This is a genomic window from Saccharomonospora cyanea NA-134, from assembly GCF_000244975.1.
GTDB lineage: Bacteria > Actinomycetota > Actinomycetes > Mycobacteriales > Pseudonocardiaceae > Saccharomonospora > Saccharomonospora cyanea.
This window is the reverse complement of record NZ_CM001440.1, coordinates 4,171,026-4,190,860: the sequence shown is the minus strand read 5'-3', so window position 1 is coordinate 4,190,860 and position 19,835 is coordinate 4,171,026. Positions and strand designations below refer to the sequence as shown.

The window sequence follows — 19,835 nt, the reverse complement described above, 5'->3', positions numbered from 1 at the left end:
CCCACCGCGCCCCGGTGAAGGGTGAGGCTGGTCACGCGGAGCAACCTTTCCGATTCCTGCTGTTGAATTTGATCTGCTGAATGGCGACGCTGTGCTTCCTTTTGGTCGGGAATCAGTGTCGGATCCCACTGCAACGACTGCAATTGGATACGGGCAGTCAGCTATTTCGCTACGCGAACGAGATGGTGGGTACGTGACCCGTGCCGCTGTGGAGATCATAATTCCCGATCGAGAGTGAACGACGTCATGTTCAGACATTTTCGCTGGTCAGAGCGACGAAACCTGGTTGGGTAAACCGCACTGGCGCGGGCCAAACGCAGTCGATCTGTGTTCCTGGCCACCCGTTAGTGATTTTTGGTGTTTCCGTTTCGTAATCTCGCACAGGTCTTCGCGTTGACCGAACCTTTCCCCCGAGGGGTCGCGCGAAGCAGCCGTCGGTCGAAGCCCCCGAACAGTACCGGCGGTACCTCAGCGAGAAGGAGATCCACGCTCGTGGCAGACCACAAGATGTTCGAGCGCGTGAAGAAGATGATCGCGCTTCAGGCCCCGACCCGGAACATCTCCGCGCCTGCGATGTCGCTCGGCCGGTCCATGCGGGACGTCGCCCGCGGCTACGCCTCGGTCGGTGTGCTCGCTCTGTTCGTCACCGGAGTGGCGAGCCCCGCTGTGATGGCGGGCACGGACGAGGAAGCAACGAAGGTTGTGGCGGCTGACACCGCTGCCGTCGTCCAGCAGAGCAACGCCCAGCCGGGCAAGAACGCCGACGGCGGTGACAAGGCGGAGAACGCGGAGAACAAGAACGACGCCGCCGGTCCCGTCGGCGGTGGCGCTCCCGCCCCGAGGAGCGGTGACCCCGCCGCGCACGACGAGCCTGCCGTCGCAGAGAAGCAGGAGGCCGCCCCCGAGCCCGCGGCGCAGCCGGAGCCAGCCCCGCAGCAGGCCGAGCCCGCAGCGAACGCCCAGGGCGGCGGTGCCCAGCCTCCGGCACCGGTCGAGCCGGTCGACGAGCTCGACGGCTGGATCCGGACGGCGATCGACGTGATGCAGGCCAACGGCATCCCCGTGTCCGAAGCGGACATCCCCAGCATCCGGACCGTCATCGAGAAGGAGTCCAGCGGTGACCCCCGGGCCATCAACCTGTGGGACATCAACGCCAAGCGCGGTACTCCGTCCAAGGGTCTGATGCAGACCATCGACTCGACGTTCAACGCCCACAAGCTGCCCGGCTACGACGACATCTACGACCCGGTGTCCAACATCATCGCCGGCACCCGGTACACGTTGAGCCGCTACGGCAGCTTCGCCGAGCACCCCGGCCTGGCCCAGATGGCCGCGGGTGGCGGCTACCGCGGCTACTGATCCGACAGCGGACGTTTCCTGTAACACACGCCACACCCGGCCGGTGAGTCATCGGCCGGGTGTGGCGTGTTCCGTTTCGTACGGAGTGGACGGTTCCCTCAACGCTGCCCCGGATGCGTTGGGGAAAGCGGTCCCAGCGGTTTCTTCCCTCCGGGGGCGGAGCGCGGCGGCAGAGCGTCGGTGAGCACCGGCCTCCAGGTGGTCCAGCACCGGCGCGTCACACGGGAGGAACGGAGGTGCCGGGAGCCGCACCGGGTTCGTCGCGCTCGGCCGCGACGAGCTCCTTCACGGCCGGAGCGATCCGGTCGCCGAACTCGGCGACCGTGTCCGGGTCGTCGGTGGCGAGGACGAACGTGGACACGCCGTACTTCAACACGATGTCGGTCAACACCCGTGGGTCGAGGTCCTGCGGAGTGATGTTCAACCAGCGCCGGATCTCGGTCGGCTTCCGGCCCGCCTCGACCGCGGCGGCATCGATGATCTCGTTCATACCGGCGAGGGCTTCCGGGCCGGGGAGGTAGGGAAGCGAAGGCAGCCAGCCGTCGGCCGCGCGTCCGACCAGGCGCAGCATCCGGGGCTTGTAGGCGCCGAGAACGATCGGGACGTCGTGCGCGGGTGCGGGCCCGCGTTTCGCGCCCACGACCTGGTAGCGCTCACCGTCGTGGCGCACACCACCGCGCTGGGAGGTGTCCCAGAGGTCCCGGATGATCTCGATCGCCTCCGCGAGTGCGGCCACGGCCTCGCCCGGTGTCAGCCGCCGGCCTCCCATGGCCTCGATGGCGTCCCAGAACCCGCCTGCACCGAGACCGAGTTCGACCCGGCCGCCGCTGAGGAGGTCGAGGCTTGCCGCGGCCCTGGCGAGGACCGCGGGAGGTCGCAGCGGCAGGTTCGCGACGTTGGGTGCGAGCAGCACGCGCTCGGTGCGGGCGGCGACGAACGACAGCAGCGTCCAGGTGTCCAGGAACGCGGGTTGGTACGGGTGGTCCTGGAACGTGACGAGGTCGAGCCCTGCCTGCTCACTGAGCTGGGCGAGGTGCACCACCTGTTCCGGTTGCGCCGCCTTCGGCGTGAGGAACGTGCCGAACCGCGGGTCGTGTCCGTAGCCGCCCATGTGCAGCCCCCTGGTAGTTGAGAGATGAAGTGTATCCCGTCACACCGCCGTGGTGTCGTTCTCGAACCGGACGGGCATCCACCGGGCACCCCGTTTCGTGAGCGAGGAGGCGGCATGACCTACGGCAGAGAGGTACGGCACGGCCTGCGGGAACCCACGCGCGCACTGCGGAGCGCGATCCCCGGCGCGTATGAGGGATACGCACGGTTGCACGGCGCGGCAATGGAAGCGGGCGCACTCGACACCCGGACGAAGGAGCTCATCGCGCTGGCCATCGCGGTGAGCGAGCAGTGCGACGGCTGCGTCGCCGCGCACGCCCAGGCCGCCGTGCACCACGGTGCCCAGCCGCAGGAGGCCGCGGAGGCGATCGGTGTGACGTTCCTGATGAACGGGGGGCCCGCCACCGTGTACGGCGCGCGGGCGTACGCGGCGTTCCTGGAGTACTACGAGGAGAAGGAGCAGCGGGACTCCCGTTGAGACAGGGCAGGGGCGGGCTCGCGTCCTGACCGCGGATCACACGAAGTGGCACGCGAGTGTCCGCCTCCCCGGCCAGGCTGGTTCGCCGTCCGAGCCGTGATTCCGGGGGAGCGAGGACGAACCAGTCCCATCCGTACAGAGGCGCGCCGGGACACGTGTCTCCACAGCGGATGCCGCCACCGCAGGTGCCGCTGTGACAATCGCCGCCGGGACCACCGGGGCAGGTGCCGCAGTGGCAGATCCCGCCTCTTCCCTCTTCGCCGCAGTCGGCACCGCCCCCCGCACGGGTACTCACCCCACTGGCAGCGACCCCCAGCAGCCGCGACGGGTTCCGGTCGGTGTTCTCGTCGGGGTCAGCCTCCGGGCGTCTGCTCGTCGTGGTGTTCGCCTGCACCGGTTTCTTCGCCATCGTCGGCGACGTGGGATTCGACGCGGTGATGCCGGGCTGAGTCGGCAGGCGAGCCTGTTCACCGCGATCGTCTACATGGGGCTACTGCTGTACCCGGCGTTCACGGGAGGACGGCGACACGAGCCGAACTCGCCGTGGCTGCGCGGGGCCACCGCCGTGTTGCTGCTGCTCGTGCCGGGCACGTTCCTGACGTTGATGGGCGGTGACCTCAGTGAGACCGGGTCGCTGTTCGAGCACCTGCCGACGCCGCTCGTGGTGCTGGTCGACTGGATCGCCGTCGGGCGCGGCCAGGCGGCGGTGATGTGGTGGCACCCGATCACCTGAGTAGGCCCTCCGCTGGCGTATCTGGTGCACTTCCTCGCCGCGGTGCTGTTCGGCCGGGTACCTGCTCTACGGCTGCGCGAAGGTGAAGTCCCTGGTGGCGGCAGGTGTGACGTCCCCGCAACCGCCGGTCCGGTACTGAGCTGTTGGACGGAAGTTTTCGAAATCCGCATTGACTCCGCGAGATCGTCACCGCACGATGCGGACCGTGCGACGAACCCTGCACGACGCACTCATCTTGCGGAGGCGCAATGCGTAGACGGATCGGATATGTGCTCGCCGTTCTGGCACTCGTACTCAGTGGCACCGTCGTGACGGGCGTGCTGGCGCCCGCCACCGCGTCGGCCGACGAGTGCTACACGTGGAGCCGCGTGCTCAAACGCGGTATGAGCGGCAGTGACGTGAGGGAACTGCAGATCCGGGTGGCCGGCTGGGTCGCTTCGGGAGAGAACCTCGCCATCGACGGCAGCTACGGCCCCGCCACCGAGGCGGCGGTCAAGCGATTCCAAAGTGGATACGGACTGAGCGCGGACGGCGTGGCCGGTACCAACACCTTCAACAAGATCTACCAGTTGCAGGACGCCGACTGCACGCCGATCCACTTCAGCCACTCCGAGTTCAACTACAACTGCGGCGCCCGTAACTACAACGGCGGGAAGGTCACGGCGGCCACGGCCAGGGAGAACATGCGCCGCATCATGTGGCAGCTCGAAGCGCTGCGACACAAGCTCGGTGACCGCCCGCTGGTGGTGACCTCCGGCTTCCGCAGCGTGTCGTGCAACTCGTCGGTGGGTGGGTCGTCCACCAGCCTGCACATGTACGGGCAGGCGGCCGACCTCGGGCTGAGCAGCTCGCCGACGCAGTGCCAGATGTTCCACGGCTCGAAGTCGGCCGGTTTCGAGGAGATCCTCGGGCCGGGCTATCCGGGCCACAACGACCACGTGCACGTGGGTAACAAGGCGAGCCGGTTCTGGAGCGCCCCTAACTGCTGACTGCTGACGCCGTGTGGTCGCCGGTCGCGAGGGCGGGCCGACGACCACACGGCGCCGCCGCCGGAGGGCGGCACGGCGGTCATCGGGTGGCGGCCTCGACGAAGCGGTCCAGCGTGCCGGTCCAGCCACCAGGGGAGTCGAACACCGCGTACATCCTGTCGGCCTGGTCGCCGTAACGTTCGAGGTGGCGATGCCGGAGTTCCACCACTGTCCGGCTGGCGGACTCCGCGGTGAAGGTCACCTCGACCTCCGTCTCCAGTCGCGGGTCGTAGCGGAAGTCGGCGCCGATCTGCCACAACAGCACGACCCGCTCGGGCGGTTCCCACACCGCGACCCGGCCCCACGGGCACTCGACGCCATCGGTTCCGCGTTCGTACCAACGCCCCTCGACTTCGGGCTCGACAACGACCTCGGCGATCGGCGAGGTGCCTATCGAGTGCTCCGTGGGCCAGAACTCGCTCATCCGGGCAGTGAACAGGTCGAAGGCCTTCGCCGGGCTCAACGGCACCGTGACCGTGCGGTGAACCTGAACCTCGGTGGTCTGTTCGCTTGTCATCAAGTCTCCTCGTGATTGTCGGCGGAGGCGTCGTGATGTGCTGCCTCGGCTCTGGCCAGCGCGGCGAACCGAGACAACGTGGTGTCCCAGAAACGGTCGAGGTAGTCCCGCACGGCATCGGCGCCCGACGGATTCAGCTCGTACAGGTGCCGGGTTCCTTCCACCCGGACGATCACCAACTCGGCTTCCTTGAGTACCCGCAAGTGCTGGGAGACCGCCGGCCGTGAGACGGGCAGCTGGTCGGCGAGCACCCGGACAGGCAGGGGGCCTGCGGACAAGCGCTCCACGATCGCGCGCCGGGTCGCATCGCCCAGCGCGTCCAGTACGACTTCGGGAGGAACGGACACTTGGTAAGTATGAACTAACGGTAAGTTGAAAGCAACCATTCCGGGCTTCCCTGATTCGGTCGCGCCTCCACCGGGTGCCCTGCCTTCCGTACTGACGGCACGGTGCGGAAACCAGCCGAGCCCGTGTGGCGGGAATTGTTGAGCGCACTCACCGTGGGGTGGGGCGGTCCCCACGGTGGATGCGGTGGTACGCAGGCGTGTGCGAGCAGGGACCTGCGGACGAGAGTGAACGGTGACACCAGCGCTCCCGTCGAAAGGGTCTCGATGTCTCCTCACAACGTCACCGCGGTCACGACCGCGGAGTCCAGTCGTGCGCCGCGTCCTGTTCGGACCGCTGCGATCCTGTGGGTGGTCGCCATCGCGGCTGGTGTGTTCGAGACGGTGCTGGCGATCGTCGGACTGCTCGGAGAGCGGCCGGTTCCGTTCGGCGAGCTTGTCACGGGTGCGGGTGTGCGGCTCGTCGTCTTCGTCGTGGCCGGTTGCCTCGTCGTCCGGCTGCTCGGAGGGCGGAACTGGGCTCGCTGGGCGTTGACACTGCTGTTGGGGATGCTCGGCGGGGCGTCTCTGCTGATCGATCCGGTCCGATGGCTACTGGACGGCAACGACCTCGGCGAAACCCTCGCGGCCTTCGCCGCCGCTGACTGGCTGTTCGCGGTGAGTCGTGTCGTGCACCTCGGCGCGGTGGTCGCCGCGCTGGTGTCGATGTTCCGTCCGGAGTCGAACCGCTACCTCACCGCCACCACCCACGGTGAAGCGGCGTGCGGCCTGCCGAGGAAGTGACGTTCTCCCGGGAGTCCGGTCTCATCTGTTGCGGGCCATCGCTTCGACACCTCCGACGAGGAGGTCGAGGCCGAACCGGATGTGGCGTTCGGGGTCCTCGCACTCGCTCAACGGGTTCGCCGCCTCGGCAAGACGGGGGAACCGGTCGGGTTCCAGCGACTCCAGAAAGAGCCGCATCCGGCGTCGGGTCTCCGTCAGCTCGGGGTTGTCCGGCCGGGGGACCGCTTCGACGAGATGGGCGAGAGTGCTCAGTGCGTGCCTCGCGATCTGTGTTGCGTCCCTCGGTGAGAACCCGCCGCGCCTCAGGATGTCGAGCAGTGCCTCGGTGATCCGCAGGCTGCTTTCGGACGCCGGGCTGCGGGTGGCGAACAAGGGCGCGGCCGACGGGTACCTGCGCAGAACGTCGATGACCGAGCCGAGGAGGTCCCGGAGCTGTCGAGGCCAGGGCGCTGAAGAGTCCGCAGTGGGCTCCATCTGTGAGTAGAGTTCGCCGACCATACCGTCCAGCAGCTCGTCCTTGTTGCGGAAGTGCCAGTAGAGCGCCATGGGCGTCACGCCCAACTCCTTGGCCAGTCGCCGGATCGTGACCGATTCCAGACCGGCGGATTCGGCGAGTGAGAGTGCCGCGCCGACCACTGTCCGAGGAGTGAGAGGGGGCCTTTCCGTGTCGACTGCTTCGTGTGCCATCGCTGCGCGATTGTACAGCGTAAAGGGGCCCTGTACGGTGTACATGTACGTTGTAGAGGAGTGGGCGATGGGTTTGAAGACGTGGTTCTATCGCGGCGGGCACCCGAATCGGCTCGCCCGCCTGCTCGACCGAGCCACCGCGGCGCTGTACGCCAGGGGAGTGGCCCCGAACCGCCTCGTCACGTTGGAGGTGGCAGGGCGGAGTTCGGGCAGGATCGTCATGCTGCCGCTGGTCATGACCGTTGTCGGTGGCGAGCGCTATCTCGTCTCGATGCTCGGCGGCGGTGCGAACTGGGTGCGCAACGTGCGAGCCGCGCGGGGTGAGGTCGTCCTCCGCCACGGCCGTCGTGAGCGGGTGCGGCTGGAAGAGGTGGGACCCGAGCGACGGGCTCCGGTCCTCAAGGCATATCTGCACCGGGCGCCCAACGCCAGGGCGCACCTGCCGGTCGGCAAGAACGCGCCGCTGGCGGAGTTCGAGCGGGTGGCTTCGGGTTACCCCGTCTTCCGGGTCGTGTCGAAGGGTGAGGCCGGGGGCGCCGGTTGACCACCTGTCACGGTCGGTCGGTGGTGCGGGCGTTCGCGCGTTGGACGGACCGCTGGACCAGCTTGCGCAGCGGGGGCAACCGGATAGCGCGGATCATCAGTTCGCGCGCCAAGACGTGAGCCGTGGAGGGCGGTGCGTACTGACTCATTCCCTTACGGGCCAGTGCCTGTCGTTTGCGGACCTCGGTGCGCAGCGGCTTCTCCCAGTGCGTCAACGCCGAGGGGACGTCACGGCCGTGCGCTTCGAGGGCGGCGCCGAGCTGGTCGGCCCCGGTGAGCGCGAGGGCTGCACCGTAACCGGCGAACAGCGTGACGCACCAGGCCGCGTCGCCGACCAGCACCACTCGACCCCGGCTCCACGAGTCCATCGTGATCTGGCTGACCGAATCGAAATAGGCGTCGGCCGGGTCGGCGGCGAGCTGGCGGAGAACGGCGGGAACGCCTCCGCCCAGATCTCCGAAAGCCGTGGTGAGGGCTCGCCCCGGTCCTTTCGTCAGCTCGGCTTCCGGGTCCGCGTCGCGGTAGGTGAAGAAGGCCGATGACCGCCCCGGCCCCAAGTTGATCACCGCCGCCGTACGTCCAGGGCCGATGTAGGTGGTACCGGCCCCCTCCGGCACGTCCTGCGGAACCCGCTCCAGGGGGAACGCCGCGACAAGGTGCCGGAAGTCCACGCGGAAGTCGGTCTCCGGGCCGAACACGAGCTCGCGGACACCGGAGTGCACGCCATCGGCGCCGACGAGAAGGTCGGCGCGCTCGGAGGTGCCGTCACTGAGTACGACCTCGACCTCATCGGCGCTCTGTGTGACGGTGTGCACGGTGGTGCCGAAGCGGATGGGGACGATGTCGCGTACAGCCTCGAACAGGGCGGATTCCAGATCGCCGCGGAACACCGTGATCGCCCGAGACCCGAGTGCGGACTGAGCGAGTTCGGCTGGAACAGCGAACTTCGGCCGGCCGTCGGCCTTGACGAGGACCGAGGTGAACGCGCCGATGTCCCGGCCTGTCAGTTCGGGGAGCACACCCAGCCGGTCCGCGGCGTCATAGCCGTATCCCAGCAGGTTCACCAGGTAACCGCTGCTGCGCCTTCCCGGCGCGCGCTCGACAACGAGCACGTTCCAGCCAGCCTGGTGGCATCGCAGCGCCGTCGCCAGGCCTGCGATCCCGGCGCCCACGACGATCACTCGGCCTGCCCGCGCAGTACGGCCCGCCCCATTCACCACGGTTTTGCTCCTCCGCTTTGTTTGGTCATGTGTTCAAACCAGTATGAACACATGTTCAAACGCATGGCAAGTCAGCTACAATCCGGACGTGCCCAGAGGCGTCGCCATCCCCGAGCTCAGGCAACAGCTGTTCTCCGCCGTGGAACGCGTGATCACGCGGGACGGCCCTGGCAGGCTCAGCGGACGCGCTGTCACCGCGGAAGCCGGCGTCGCGACCGGACTGCTCCACGCGCACTTCGCCGACCTCGACGACTTCCTGACGGCGTACGCCGTCGATCGGTCCTTCCTGGTTTCCGCAGAGGCCGCGAACCTGCCGGAACGGGCCGGGACCGGAAGCGTGGCGGAGAACCTGTGCGACGCCGTGCTGGCGACGCCGCCGCAGACCCTTCTGACCCTTGCCAGGTTGCTCGTCTCGCGACCGGAACTGACAGGGCGTGTTCAGGCCGTACTCGGCGACCGGACGGCTGGCCTCGGCGCGATCGAGACCGCCGCCGCGCGCTACCTCGCCGACGAGCAGCGGCTCGGGCGGGTCGCCAGTACGGCACAGCCGGCGGTGCTGGCGCTCGCACTTGTCGGCGTACTGCACCACCTCGTGCTCACCGCCACTCCCGAGGCCGAGCTGCACGCACGCATCCGGCACACGGTCACCACACTGGTCGAGGAGGTCACCGCCGCACCCACACGACACGGTGCCCCCGCAAGCCGAGCGGCGACCAAGGGGCACGACCCGAAGTAGTCCCAAGGTCTCTGACCGTGCTTGTGACCAGCGCAGGAGTTGGTCTTCAGCGCCTGCTCCGGGATCCCTCTCGTCGTCTTCGTCCGCTCCGGCGTCCGCTTCGGGAAAGGCCACTTCGTCGAACGGCGCGAAGCGGTTCGAACCTCGACTCACCCACGAGTCCCGACAATCGCTCGTCAATGCCGGGGGCGGCGTTTGTGGAGGTCCACGGCCGTGTCGAGGACCCGATCGATGTCGGCGGCGATGCTGGTGTCCGTGTTGTTCAGGTGCCGCACGATCGCCGCGCCCGCCCACGTGACGGCTGTGGGAGGTACGGGAACCGTCTGGAAGAGCTGCGGAAATCCGTAGATGTGGCGGAGGATCTCCTCCACGACGAACTCGTTGACCGGTCGCCGCTCGCTCCGGTGCCCGGCGGCGACCTCGTCGCTGAACGCCGCGAGGTCCTCGATGTCGCACCGGTTGCCCAGTCGCGGCGCGAGGAGCACGGCGACCACCGAGACGAGGAAGTCGTTTATCTGGCCGGAAACCGGACGCCATTCGTTTCGGGTCGATGGTCGTTGGTGGCGGATCACAGGTTCTCCTGCACTTGGACGTCTTCGCCGTGGTACTGGGGACAACGATGGAGAATCGCGCCAAGAGCACCCGTTGCTAAGCTGACCGGTGGCCGACCGTGCTCACGACGTTGTACAACGCTGAACGCACAAACGAACACCGCTGACGTCAGTCTCGGGGTGGCGGTCAGGCCGGTTCGGGTGGTCGGAGATCATGTCACGAGTTCGGTGTGTTTCTGTGCGGTCAGGATTGGGTGACAACCGGCGTCATCGATCGTCGGTCACCGCATGCCGATCAAGGGAATGCGTGTTGTGGATGTTGGCCGACGGACTCGGGACGGTCGGAACTTCCCGGCACGGTCGATCGAGTTCCGTCCGGTTGTCCTCGATGTCACCGGTGTCGCTCCCGTAGATGTCGTCCGCAGTGGGCCCGGCCTCCTTGGCCACGGTGAGCCAGTCGTCGGCCACCGCTGCGAACGCATCCGGATTCACGTCCTGGAGCTGCTGGTAGGCGATCATGGGATGGATGGTGGGAACCGGGACGCAGTGGGCCAAGGCCATACGGAGGCCAAACCGGCCGGTATGGCTGACCTGCGAGAACGTCAACCCGTGGCCTGCCCTGTCGTCCGGTTCCGCCGCTACCGTCGGGTGATCCGGGCACCGCAGACGGCAGCGGCGATGTCGCGGGGGAGGGAGACCGCGACGATGGCGCTCGATCTCCACGGGCGCCTGTTCCCGAACCGTCTGGGCGAGGTCGCCGTTCGCATGGACCGGGCGGTGTGCGACCCGAATGTGCCCCGCGAACGATCTCGACTGGGGTTGGAACGCTCTCGGCGGCACCGTCGGCGGGATCCGAACTCGCGAGACCCGCTTCGGTAGGGGTTGGGAGCGGTTGGGCTCGTGCGAACTGGCGACCTGTGGAAACAACGGTTCGCGCGATGCTGACGTTGCCGTCGTTGTCCACGGACGACCGGACTCGATCGGGTGTCACCGGGTTCGGTCGGGTAAGACGAGATCGGGCCCCGACTGGCGTTTCCGCTGGTCGAGGCCCGTTTATTGTGCTGCGCGTGGGGCGCCCTCGGCAGGATTCGAACCTGCGACACCTGCCTCCGGAGGGCAGTGCTCTATCCACTGAGCTACGAGGGCCCATCGCGTGTGCGACGAGTGAAGCTTAGCGCATACCCCGTAGGGCCCGTTCCGGTGGGTTGCTTTCCGCGATCCCGGGTTTTGTCGCGCTGGGCGCAGGGAAGCTCCGACGGCGGCGGGAGGCGTCGCTTGGACGCGTCGCGCCATCCTTGCATTCATGCGCATGTGCTTATATGTTCGCCCTCGACACGGTCGGAGGAAGGCGAGGCGATGGGACACGGCCACGGACACGGGCACCTGCCTCCGCAGGGGGCGAGCGCATCCGGACGCTACGTCGTGAGCCTGGGCGTCGCGCTCGTGCTCGGCGCGGTCGTCATGGTCGTCGAGTTCGGCGTGGGGTTCGCGACCTCGTCGCTGGCGCTCATCTCCGACGCCGCTCACATGCTCACCGACGTGCTCGGGATCGGCATGGCGCTCGTCGCCGTCCAGCTCGCCCGCCGCAGCGGGCCGACCTTCACGCGGACGTTCGGCATGTACCGCGCCGAAGTGCTGGCCGCCCTCGCCAACGCCGTGCTGTTGTTCGGGGTCGCCGGATACGTCGTCTACGAGGCCGTCGGCCGCCTCACCGATCCGCCCGAGGTTCCCGGACTGCCCGTCCTGCTGGTGGCGGCACTCGGCCTCGTGGCGAACGTGATCGCCTTCCTCCTGCTGCGCCGGGGTGCCGAGGAGAGTCTCAACGTGCGCGGCGCCTACCTGGAGGTGCTCGCAGACCTCGTCGGTTCGATCGGCGTGCTCGTCAGCGGCGCACTGACCCTCACCACCGGCTGGCGTTACGCCGACCCGATCATCGGTGTGGCCATCGGCGTGTTCGTGCTGCCCCGCACCTTCGTGCTCGCCCGCCGGGCGCTGCGCATCCTCTTCCAGCACGCACCCCACGGCATCGACGTGGCGGCGCTCAACAGTGATCTGCACGGGCTGCCGGGCGTCGAGGACGTGCACGACCTGCACGTCTGGACGCTGACCTCCGGGATGGAGGTCGCCTCGGCACACCTCACTGTCGACGCGGGCACCGACCCGGCCGAGGTGCTCACGTCAGCGCAACAGCTGCTGTCCTCGCGCTACGCGATCGAGCACGCCACACTCCAGGTGGAGCCGAAGGAGTCGGCCCGCCGCTGCGCGCAACTGCGCTGGTGACCGGTCAGGGGAACGGCAGTGGCTGCGCCCCGCGTTCGGCCAGCATCCCGCGCATCGTGTCCATCTCGGCGTCCTGTGAGACGAGCATGCTGTTCGCGAGCGTCTTCACCGCCCGCACAGACGAGTGGTCGTAGCCGTACTGGGCCATCTCGACACCACCCTGGTGGTGGCGCAGCATGAGCTGGAGGAAGTAGACGTCCAGCTCTTCGCCCGACAGCGAGCGCAGCTTGGCCAACTCCTCCTCACTGGCCATGCCGGGCATCCGGCCGTCGTCGGACGCATCGGGCGCATCGGACGCATCGGACACGGCCCCGCCGCTCGAACCGTGGGCGTGTCCCTGCGGACCCGACATCCACGTCATCGGTTCGCCCAGCGGCTCCTCGGGCTGGCTCCACAACATGAGCCAGCCCTTCATCCGCCCCACCTGTTCGAGCTGAACACTCGCGATGTCGAACGCGAGCTGCTTGATCGCCGGGTCGTCACTGTGGTCACGAGCCCAGTTGGCCATCGTGACGGCCTGGAGGTGATGCCGCGACATGTCCTGGGCGAATCCAACCGCGACCGAGCCTGCCTGCGGGGACGCCGGGGGCTCGTCACCCGCGCGACTCTGCCCGATGACGAGCCCGATCGTGGCTCCGATCAGCAGCGCCGCGAGGGCCGCGGCACCGAAGATCACCGCGCGGGACCACGTGGGCGGCGCGCTGCGCGGAGGGCCCGCCGTCTCGGCGGACGTCTCCGGGCCGGACTGCTCCTGCGCCGCCATCACTCAGCCCTCGCTCGGCGTCGACGACTCCGACTGCTGCTGCGGCAGCTGGGTTCCCATGCTCTCGTCAGCGGCGCCCTCGCTGCCCTGGTAGTCCATCGGCTTGGCGTCCGGACCGGGAGGCTCGGCGTTGAACGCGGGCGGGTTGTCCGGGTCGAACATGCCCGGCCCCAGCGCGTCACAGGAGGCGCCGATCTCCGGGTAGGTGTTCGGGTTGCGGCGCAGCGCGGCGATGAACTGGTCGATGCGCTCGTCCTCGACGCTGTCGAGCTTGAGCTGGTGGCCCCACGACTGCAGCGAGATGGGCGAGTCGAGCCCGGGATACGGCGACATCATCATGAACGGCTCGCCCTCGACGCGGAGCTTGAGCTGCTCCAGGGCCTCGCCCTTGATCCGGTCCGGGTCGTAGGCGACCCACACCGCACCGTGTTCGAGCGAGTGGACCATGTTCTCGGTCCGCACGGCCTGCGGGTAGACGACGCCGTTGCACGCGGCCCAGAAGCCGTCGTGCGGGCCGCCGAACGGCGGGGTCTTGTCGTAGGCGACGCGTTCGGTTGGCAGTACGTGAGCACCGCCCACGTACTCCTGCTTCACCACACCCTCGATCTTGCCGGAGGGGTCGGGGTTGTTCTCGCTCGGCGCGAAGCTGGCCGCGGCCTCCTCCCGGTCGCGCTGAGCGCGTTGGTCGCTGGAGGCCACGTAGTAGTAACCGAACACGCCGGCGGCAAGCAGAACGATGCCCACGACCGCGGCGATGGTGCCCCACGGAGTCTGCTTTCCGGCGACCACCGAACCCCGGGCCGCGGCGACGCTGCCCTTCTTCTTCGCGGCGCCCTTCTTCTGCTTTCCGTTGGCCATGGCTCCTGTCGTTTCGTCCGGCGACGGTTACCCGCTCTGAAGTGTAGTGATACTACCGACGACCGGTGTCAACCGTGGACGTCGCCGGACTTACACTCGCCTCGTGACTCCCGCCGCTCTTGCTGATCTCGTTCGCACGTCCGCCGCCCGGATCTTCTCCGATCGTGGGCTCGATCACGGCATCCTGCCCGAACGGGTGACAGTGGAGCGACCTCGCAATCCCGAGCACGGCGACTACGCCACGAATCTCGCCCTCCAGGTGGCGAAAAAGGCCGGGTTGAAGCCCCGGGAGTTCGCGCAGGAACTCGCCGATGTGATCTCTGCCTCACCCGGTATCGACTCGGCCGAGGTCGCGGGTCCGGGCTTCCTCAACCTCCGCCTCGCCGCCGACGCCCAGGGTCAGATCGTGTGGCAGGTGCTGCGGGAGGGGACGGCGTACGGCCGCGGCACGACCTACGAAGGTCGCAGGATCAACCTGGAGTTCGTGTCGGCGAACCCGACCGGTCCCATCCACCTCGGTGGCACCCGGTGGGCCGCCGTCGGCGACGCGCTCGGCAGGTTGCTCGCCGCGCAGGGCGCCGAGGTGACGCGCGAGTACTACTTCAACGACGCGGGCGCCCAGATCGACCGGTTCGTGCGCTCGCTGATCGCGGCAGCGAAGGGCGAGCCCGTGCCCGAGGACGGGTACGCGGGCACGTACGTGAACGACATCGCCGCGCAGGTGCTGCGCGAGGAGCCGAACGCGCTGGCACTGTCGGAGGACGAGCGTCACGAGACGTTCCGCCGCATCGGTGTCGGGCTCATGTTCTCGGAGATCAAGAAGAGCCTGCACGAGTTCGGCACCGACTTCGACGTGTTCTTCCACGAGGACTCCCTGCACGCCTCCGGTGCGGTCGACTCGGTGGTGGAGGAGCTCAAGGCCGGCGACAGCCTCTACTTCGCCGACAACGCCTGGTGGCTGCGCTCCACCGAGCACGGCGACGACAAGGACCGTGTCGTCATCAAGTCCGACGGAGCACCCGCCTACATCGCGGGTGACCTCGCCTACCTGCGCGACAAGATCAACCGTGGCTTCGACCTGTGCATCTACATGCTGGGTGCCGACCACCACGGCTACATCGCGCGGCTCAAGGCCGCCGCGGCGGCGATGGGGCACAGCCCCGACACCGTCGAAGTGCTGATCGGGCAGCTCGTCAACCTCGTCAGTGGTGGCAAGCCGGTGCGCATGAGCAAGCGTGCTGGCACGGTCGTCACGATGGAGGACCTGGTCGAGGCCGTCGGCGTGGACGCCGCCCGCTATGAGCTGTCGCGGTACTCCGTCGACTCCTCCCTGGACGTGGACCTGGACCTGCTGCGCAAGCGCAGCAACGACAACCCGGTCTTCTACGTGCAGTACGCACACGCCAGGCTGGCCTCCCTGCAACGCAACGCGGCCGAGCTGAACCTCGAACCGCGTCCCGACGCGGACGTCAGCCTGTTGACCCACCCGAGGGAGGGTGACCTGATCAGGACGATCGGGGAGTTCCCCTCGGTGTTGAAGAAGGCGGCCGAACTGCGGGAACCGCACCGCGTCGCCCGCTACCTCGAATCGCTGGCGTCGGCCTACCACAAGTTCTACGACGCCGCACGGGTCCTGCCGCAGGGGGACGAGGAGCCGACCCCACTCACGTACGCCCGGCTCGCCCTGTGTGAGGCCGCCCGTCAGGTGATCGCCAACGGGCTGTCACTGCTCGGAGTGTCCGCACCGGAGCGGATGTAGCAGGGCGTCCGGCGACTCGGCGCGCGAGTGCCGAGCCGTGGCCAACTGCAATGCCCCGGCGATGCTTCGGCGTCGCACGGGATCGCCGTAAAGGAACGTAGCAATGTGCGCACATCCCGCGGGGCCCCGGCACGCGGAGGTCTACCCACACGCGGACCAGGCGGGTTTCCCGCCGTCCACTTCGGAGGAAATCGACCGGCTCTACCCGAAGGTCTGGCCACGCAACACCTACCGCGCCCCCGACGGTGTCGTCCGCATCGCGGGGGTGGACGTGCGGGAACTCGCCCGGACGTACGGCACGCCGCTGTTCGTGATCGACGAGGTGGACTTCAAGGCGCGCTGCGCCGAGTACGCCGAGGCGTTCGAGGACCCGGCCCTGGTGCACTACGCCGCCAAGGCGTTCCTGTGCACGGAGGTCGCCCGCTGGGTGGCCGAGAAGGGCCTCAGCCTCGACGTGTGCAGCGGCGGTGAGCTGGCCATCGCGCTGCGGGCGGAGTTTCCGCCCGAACGCATCGCGTTCCACGGCAACAACAAGTCGCTCGCCGAGCTGGAGCAGGCCGTCGAGGCCGGCGTGGGCACCGTGGTGCTCGACTCCTACCACGAGATCGCGCGGCTCGCCGAGATCGCGGAGCGACACGGTGTGGTGCAGGCGGTCATGGTCAGGGTCACCGTGGGTGTCGAGGCGCACACGCACGAGTTCATCGCCACGGCCCACGAGGACCAGAAGTTCGGGTTCTCGCTGGCCTCCGGTGACGCCGCGGAGGCGGTGCGCCGGGTGCTGAACAGCACGTCGTTGAAGCTCGTCGGCCTGCACAGCCACATCGGCTCGCAGATCTTCGACACCGACGGCTTCGAGGTCGCCGCGCGTCGTGTCGTCGGCCTGCTCGCCGAGCTGCGCAAGGAGCACGGTCCGGAGCTGCTCGACCAACTGTCGGTCGTGGACCTCGGCGGCGGCTTCGGCATCTCCTACACCGATCGCGACAACCCCCCGCCGCCCGCCCAGATGATCACGCAGATCCGGGACATCGTGCGCAAGGAGTGCGAGTTCGCCGACCTGCCCGTGCCACGGATCGCCGGTGAGCCGGGACGCGCCATCGCCGGGCCGGGCACCGTGACCCTGTACGAGGTGGGCACCATCAAGGACGTCACTCTCGGTGAGGACGCGGCGCGGCGTTACGTGAGCGTGGACGGCGGTATGAGCGACAACATCCGCACCGCCCTGTACGACGCGGCGTACGACTGCCGGCTGGTGTCGCGGGCCAGCGACGACGGCCAGCCAGGTGAGGTGCGCGCCGTGCTGTCCCGGGTCGTGGGAAAGCACTGTGAGTCCGGCGACATCGTGGTCCGCGACTGCTGGTTGCCGGACACCCTGGCTCCGGGCGACCTGCTCGCCGTGGCGGCGACGGGTGCGTACTGCTACTCGATGGCGAGCAACTACAACAAGCAGCCGAGGCCCGCTGTGGTGGCGGTGCGCAACGGCAACCACAGGCTGTTGCTGAGGCGGGAGACGAACGAGGACATGTTCCGACTGGAGGTGTCGTGAGTGAGCATCGTGTGGGCACTCGCGGGCACCGACCGGGGTGGGCCCCCTTCGCGGCAAGGGCCGCGGATGGGGAGGGTGTCCCGCAGGGCACTGGAGATGTCGCGAGCATGCTGGAGGTGTCGTGAACGAGCGTCGTGAGGCTCCCGTCCGGGTCGCGTTGCTGGGTTGCGGCACGGTCGGCAGTGAGGTCACCCGCCGGTTGCTGGGTGACGCCGACGAACTGGCCGCGAGGATCGGCGCGCCCGTCGAGCTGGCCGGTATCGCGGTGCGTAGACCCGACAAGCACCCGGAGCTGCCACAGCACCTGCTGACGGCCGACGCGGGCGAGCTCGTCGAGTCCGACGTGGACGTCGTGATCGAGTTGATCGGTGGCATCGAGCCCGTGCGCGGTTGGCTGCTGACCGCCCTGCGCAAGGGAAAGTCGGTGGTCACCGGTAACAAGGCGTTGCTGGCGGAGCACGGCGCGGAACTCGCCGCCGCGGCGGGCGAGTCGGGTGCCGACCTCTACTACGAGGCCGCGGTGGCGGGTGCGATTCCGCTGCTGCGCCCGCTTCGGGAGTCTCTGGCGGGTGACCGGATCACGCGCGTCATGGGCATCGTCAACGGCACCACGAACTTCATCCTGTCCGCGATGGACTCCACGGGTGCGAGCTATGCCGAGACGCTCGACGAGGCGACCCGCCTCGGATACGCGGAGGCGGACCCCAGCGCCGACGTGGACGGCTACGACGCCGCGTCGAAGGCGGCGATCCTCGCGTCACTGGCCTTCCACACGCGGGTGACGGCGTCCGATGTGCACCGTGAGGGCATCACGGGCATCAGCGCGTCGGACATCGTCGCGGCGAAGCGGTTGAACCGCACGGTGAAACTGCTCGCGATCTGTGAGCGGGTGACGGCCGGGGAAGGCGCCGACGGCACCGAGTCGGTGTCGGCGCGGGTGCACCCGGTGATGATTCCGAGGAATCACCAGCTCGCGGGTGTGGGCGGCGCTTTCAACGCGGTGTACGTCGAGGCGGAGGCCGCGGGCGAGCTCATGTTCTACGGGCAGGGTGCCGGAGGCGCTCCCACGGCCAGTGCCGTGCTGGGCGACTTCGTGGCGGCTGCCCGCAACCGCGTCGCGGGCGGCCGGGGGCCGCGCGAGTCCGCGCACGCCGCGTTGCCGGTACGGCCGATGGGGCAGACGCCGACGCGCTACCACATCAGCCTCGACGTGGCCGACAAGCCGGGTGTGCTCGCGCAGATCGCGCAGGTCTTCGCCGTGCACGGGGTGAGCATCGCGGCGGTGCGGCAGCGGGACAAGCACTCCACCGCCAGCCTCGTGGTGGTGACGCACCTGGCGCCGGACGCGGCGCTGCAGGCCACGGTCAGCGAGATCAGCAAGTTGGACGTGGTACGGGAAGTGGTCAGTGTGATGCGGGTGGAAGGCGAGGACTCGTGAACGCGCAGAGCTCTTCGGCGGCGGGACAGGGTGTGCGCCCGGGCTGGCCGGGCATCATCGCGGCGTACGCGTCGCGCATCCCGATCCCGGAGGGCGCCGAGATCATCACGCTGGGCGAGGGCAACACACCGCTGCTGTTCGCTCCGCACCTGTCCGAGCTCACCGGCTGCACCGTGTACCTGAAGGTCGAGGGGGCCAACCCCACCGGCTCGTTCAAGGACCGCGGTATGACGGTGGCGATCACGCATGCCCTGGCCAGCGGGTTGAAGGCCGTCATCTGCGCGTCCACGGGCAACACCTCGGCCTCGGCGTCCGCCTACGCCGCCCGGGCGGGGCTCACCACGGCGGTGCTGGTGCCCCAGGGCAAGATCGCGATGGGCAAGATGGCCCAGGCGGTGACGCACGGTGCCCGCATCCTGCAGATCGACGGTAACTTCGACGACTGCCTGGAGTTGGCGCGTAAGACGGCGGCCGACTACCCGGTGACGCTGGTCAACTCGGTGAACCCGGTCCGGCTGGTGGGGCAGAAGACCGCGGCGTGGGAGATCTGTGACGCGCTGGGGCAGGCCCCCGACATCCACTGTCTCCCGGTGGGCAACGCGGGCAACATCACCGCCTACTGGGCCGGCTACACCGAGTACGCCGCCGACGATGTCGTCAGCACCGTGCCCCGGATGTTCGGCTTCCAGGCCGCGGGCGCCGCTCCGCTGGTGAAGGGCGAGCCGGTGAAGGAGCCGGAGACGGTGGCGACGGCGATCCGCGTGGGTAGCCCGGCGTCGTGGGAGTCGGCGGTGAAGGCGAAGACCGCCAGCGGCGGGCTTTTCGAGGCCGTGACCGACGAACGCATCCTGGACGCCTACCGGCTTCTGGCCCGGCGCGAGGGCGTGTTCGTGGAGCCCGCGTCGGCGACGAGCGTCGCCGGGTTGCTGCTGACGGCGGCCGACGGGCGGCTGCCGAAGGGCTCGACGGTGGTGTGCACGGTCACAGGCCATGGTCTCAAGGACCCCGCGACAGCCCTGGAGGGCAACGTGGAGGTCGAGCCGCTCGCGGTCGATCCGCGGGCCGTCGCGGCGGCGCTACAGCTGTAGCCGCCGCCGGGAAACGA

At 68.6% G+C, this 19,835-nt stretch carries 21 protein-coding genes and 1 tRNA gene; 12 read left to right on the top strand and 10 right to left on the bottom strand.

All coding sequences use genetic code 11. The features are described 5' to 3' along the window. Positions 1–492 precede the first annotated feature (492 nt). Complete coding sequence (locus tag SACCYDRAFT_RS19580; RefSeq protein WP_005458817.1) at positions 493–1,359, top strand: transglycosylase SLT domain-containing protein; 867 nt, start codon at positions 493–495, stop codon at positions 1,357–1,359. 217 nt (positions 1,360–1,576) lie between these two features. Here the strand turns inward: SACCYDRAFT_RS19580 and SACCYDRAFT_RS19575 are convergent, their stop codons facing one another. Further along, positions 1,577–2,470 (bottom strand): LLM class flavin-dependent oxidoreductase, encoded by an 894-nt coding sequence (locus tag SACCYDRAFT_RS19575; protein ID WP_005458815.1) that lies wholly within the window; start codon positions 2,468–2,470, stop codon positions 1,577–1,579. A 114-nt stretch (positions 2,471–2,584) separates the two neighbouring features. On the opposite strand from SACCYDRAFT_RS19575, the gene SACCYDRAFT_RS19570 reads away from it, so the two are divergent. From SACCYDRAFT_RS19570 to SACCYDRAFT_RS19560, 3 genes are all read left to right on the top strand, one after another. Continuing rightward, the gene (locus SACCYDRAFT_RS19570) at positions 2,585–2,947 is read left to right on the top strand and encodes a carboxymuconolactone decarboxylase family protein (protein ID WP_005458813.1); all 363 of its coding nucleotides are present in this window, start codon (positions 2,585–2,587) and stop codon (positions 2,945–2,947) included. A 484-nt stretch (positions 2,948–3,431) separates the two neighbouring features. Further along, positions 3,432–3,680 (top strand): hypothetical protein, encoded by a 249-nt coding sequence (locus tag SACCYDRAFT_RS27000; RefSeq protein WP_005458811.1) that lies wholly within the window; start codon positions 3,432–3,434, stop codon positions 3,678–3,680. 248 nt (positions 3,681–3,928) lie between these two features. Beyond that, a complete protein-coding gene (locus tag SACCYDRAFT_RS19560; protein ID WP_005458810.1) occupies positions 3,929–4,669 on the top strand; it encodes a D-Ala-D-Ala carboxypeptidase family metallohydrolase in 741 nt (246 codons plus the stop codon). 79 nt (positions 4,670–4,748) lie between these two features. On the opposite strand, the gene SACCYDRAFT_RS19555 is transcribed toward SACCYDRAFT_RS19560, so the two are convergent. Continuing rightward, the gene (locus SACCYDRAFT_RS19555) at positions 4,749–5,225 is read right to left on the bottom strand and encodes an SRPBCC family protein (RefSeq protein ID WP_005458809.1); all 477 of its coding nucleotides are present in this window, start codon (positions 5,223–5,225) and stop codon (positions 4,749–4,751) included. Then, positions 5,225–5,572 carry an ArsR/SmtB family transcription factor gene (locus SACCYDRAFT_RS19550; RefSeq protein WP_232283706.1) on the bottom strand — a complete coding sequence of 116 codons (348 nt, stop codon included), beginning with the start codon at positions 5,570–5,572 and terminating at the stop codon, positions 5,225–5,227. Before SACCYDRAFT_RS19550 ends, SACCYDRAFT_RS19555 begins: the two co-directional genes overlap by 1 nt. A 348-nt stretch (positions 5,573–5,920) precedes the next feature. Between SACCYDRAFT_RS19550 and SACCYDRAFT_RS19545 the strand changes: the two genes are divergently transcribed. Beyond that, positions 5,921–6,352, top strand: coding sequence for a hypothetical protein (locus tag SACCYDRAFT_RS19545; protein WP_157606538.1), 432 nt, complete (start codon positions 5,921–5,923; stop codon positions 6,350–6,352). Between the two features lie 21 nt (positions 6,353–6,373). Here SACCYDRAFT_RS19545 and SACCYDRAFT_RS19540 read toward each other — a convergent pair whose 3' ends face one another. Beyond that, positions 6,374–7,039, bottom strand: coding sequence for a TetR/AcrR family transcriptional regulator C-terminal domain-containing protein (locus tag SACCYDRAFT_RS19540; RefSeq protein WP_043536695.1), 666 nt, complete (start codon positions 7,037–7,039; stop codon positions 6,374–6,376). 67 nt (positions 7,040–7,106) lie between these two features. Between SACCYDRAFT_RS19540 and SACCYDRAFT_RS19535 the strand changes: the two genes are divergently transcribed. Then, positions 7,107–7,583 (top strand): hypothetical protein, encoded by a 477-nt coding sequence (locus SACCYDRAFT_RS19535; protein ID WP_005458804.1) that lies wholly within the window; start codon positions 7,107–7,109, stop codon positions 7,581–7,583. A gap of 7 nt (positions 7,584–7,590) precedes the next feature. Here SACCYDRAFT_RS19535 and SACCYDRAFT_RS19530 read toward each other — a convergent pair whose 3' ends face one another. After that, a complete protein-coding gene (locus SACCYDRAFT_RS19530; RefSeq protein WP_157606537.1) occupies positions 7,591–8,802 on the bottom strand; it encodes an FAD-dependent oxidoreductase in 1,212 nt (403 codons plus the stop codon). A gap of 88 nt (positions 8,803–8,890) precedes the next feature. On the opposite strand from SACCYDRAFT_RS19530, the gene SACCYDRAFT_RS19525 reads away from it, so the two are divergent. Beyond that, positions 8,891–9,538, top strand: coding sequence for a TetR family transcriptional regulator (locus SACCYDRAFT_RS19525; RefSeq protein WP_052309137.1), 648 nt, complete (start codon positions 8,891–8,893; stop codon positions 9,536–9,538). A gap of 176 nt (positions 9,539–9,714) precedes the next feature. Here SACCYDRAFT_RS19525 and SACCYDRAFT_RS19520 read toward each other — a convergent pair whose 3' ends face one another. From SACCYDRAFT_RS19520 to SACCYDRAFT_RS19510, 3 genes are all read right to left on the bottom strand, one after another. Beyond that, positions 9,715–10,032 (bottom strand): hypothetical protein, encoded by a 318-nt coding sequence (locus SACCYDRAFT_RS19520; RefSeq protein ID WP_198284942.1) that lies wholly within the window; start codon positions 10,030–10,032, stop codon positions 9,715–9,717. 324 nt (positions 10,033–10,356) lie between these two features. Further along, positions 10,357–10,608 (bottom strand): hypothetical protein, encoded by a 252-nt coding sequence (locus tag SACCYDRAFT_RS19515; RefSeq protein WP_157606536.1) that lies wholly within the window; start codon positions 10,606–10,608, stop codon positions 10,357–10,359. 554 nt (positions 10,609–11,162) lie between these two features. Next, positions 11,163–11,235: transfer RNA gene (locus SACCYDRAFT_RS19510), tRNA-Arg, on the bottom strand. Positions 11,236–11,445: 210 nt separating this feature from the next. On the opposite strand from SACCYDRAFT_RS19510, the gene SACCYDRAFT_RS19505 reads away from it, so the two are divergent. Further along, positions 11,446–12,369, top strand: a complete 924-nt coding sequence (locus tag SACCYDRAFT_RS19505; RefSeq protein WP_005458799.1) for a cation diffusion facilitator family transporter — start codon at positions 11,446–11,448, stop codon at positions 12,367–12,369. A gap of 4 nt (positions 12,370–12,373) precedes the next feature. Here the strand turns inward: SACCYDRAFT_RS19505 and SACCYDRAFT_RS19500 are convergent, their stop codons facing one another. Both SACCYDRAFT_RS19500 and SACCYDRAFT_RS19495 read right to left on the bottom strand, forming a co-directional pair. Beyond that, positions 12,374–13,132: a DUF305 domain-containing protein gene (locus SACCYDRAFT_RS19500; protein WP_005458798.1), complete on the bottom strand. Its 759-nt coding sequence runs from the start codon at positions 13,130–13,132 to the stop codon at positions 12,374–12,376. Positions 13,133–13,135: 3 nt separating this feature from the next. Beyond that, positions 13,136–13,990 carry a DUF3105 domain-containing protein gene (locus tag SACCYDRAFT_RS19495; RefSeq protein WP_005458797.1) on the bottom strand — a complete coding sequence of 285 codons (855 nt, stop codon included), beginning with the start codon at positions 13,988–13,990 and terminating at the stop codon, positions 13,136–13,138. 103 nt (positions 13,991–14,093) lie between these two features. Here SACCYDRAFT_RS19495 and argS point away from each other — a divergent pair, with 103 nt between their 5' ends. From argS to thrC, 4 genes are all read left to right on the top strand, one after another. Then, positions 14,094–15,749 (top strand): arginine--tRNA ligase, encoded by a 1,656-nt coding sequence (gene argS, locus SACCYDRAFT_RS19490; RefSeq protein WP_005458796.1) that lies wholly within the window; start codon positions 14,094–14,096, stop codon positions 15,747–15,749. A 103-nt stretch (positions 15,750–15,852) separates the two neighbouring features. Beyond that, a complete protein-coding gene (gene lysA, locus SACCYDRAFT_RS19485; RefSeq protein WP_005458795.1) occupies positions 15,853–17,292 on the top strand; it encodes a diaminopimelate decarboxylase in 1,440 nt (479 codons plus the stop codon). A gap of 121 nt (positions 17,293–17,413) precedes the next feature. Continuing rightward, on the top strand, positions 17,414–18,730 hold the full coding sequence (locus tag SACCYDRAFT_RS19480) for a homoserine dehydrogenase (RefSeq protein ID WP_005458794.1): 1,317 nt from the start codon (positions 17,414–17,416) through the stop codon (positions 18,728–18,730). Next, entirely contained in the window at positions 18,727–19,818 is a 1,092-nt protein-coding gene (thrC, locus tag SACCYDRAFT_RS19475) for a threonine synthase (RefSeq protein ID WP_005458793.1), read from the top strand. Before SACCYDRAFT_RS19480 ends, thrC begins: the two co-directional genes overlap by 4 nt. Positions 19,819–19,835 lie beyond the last annotated feature (17 nt).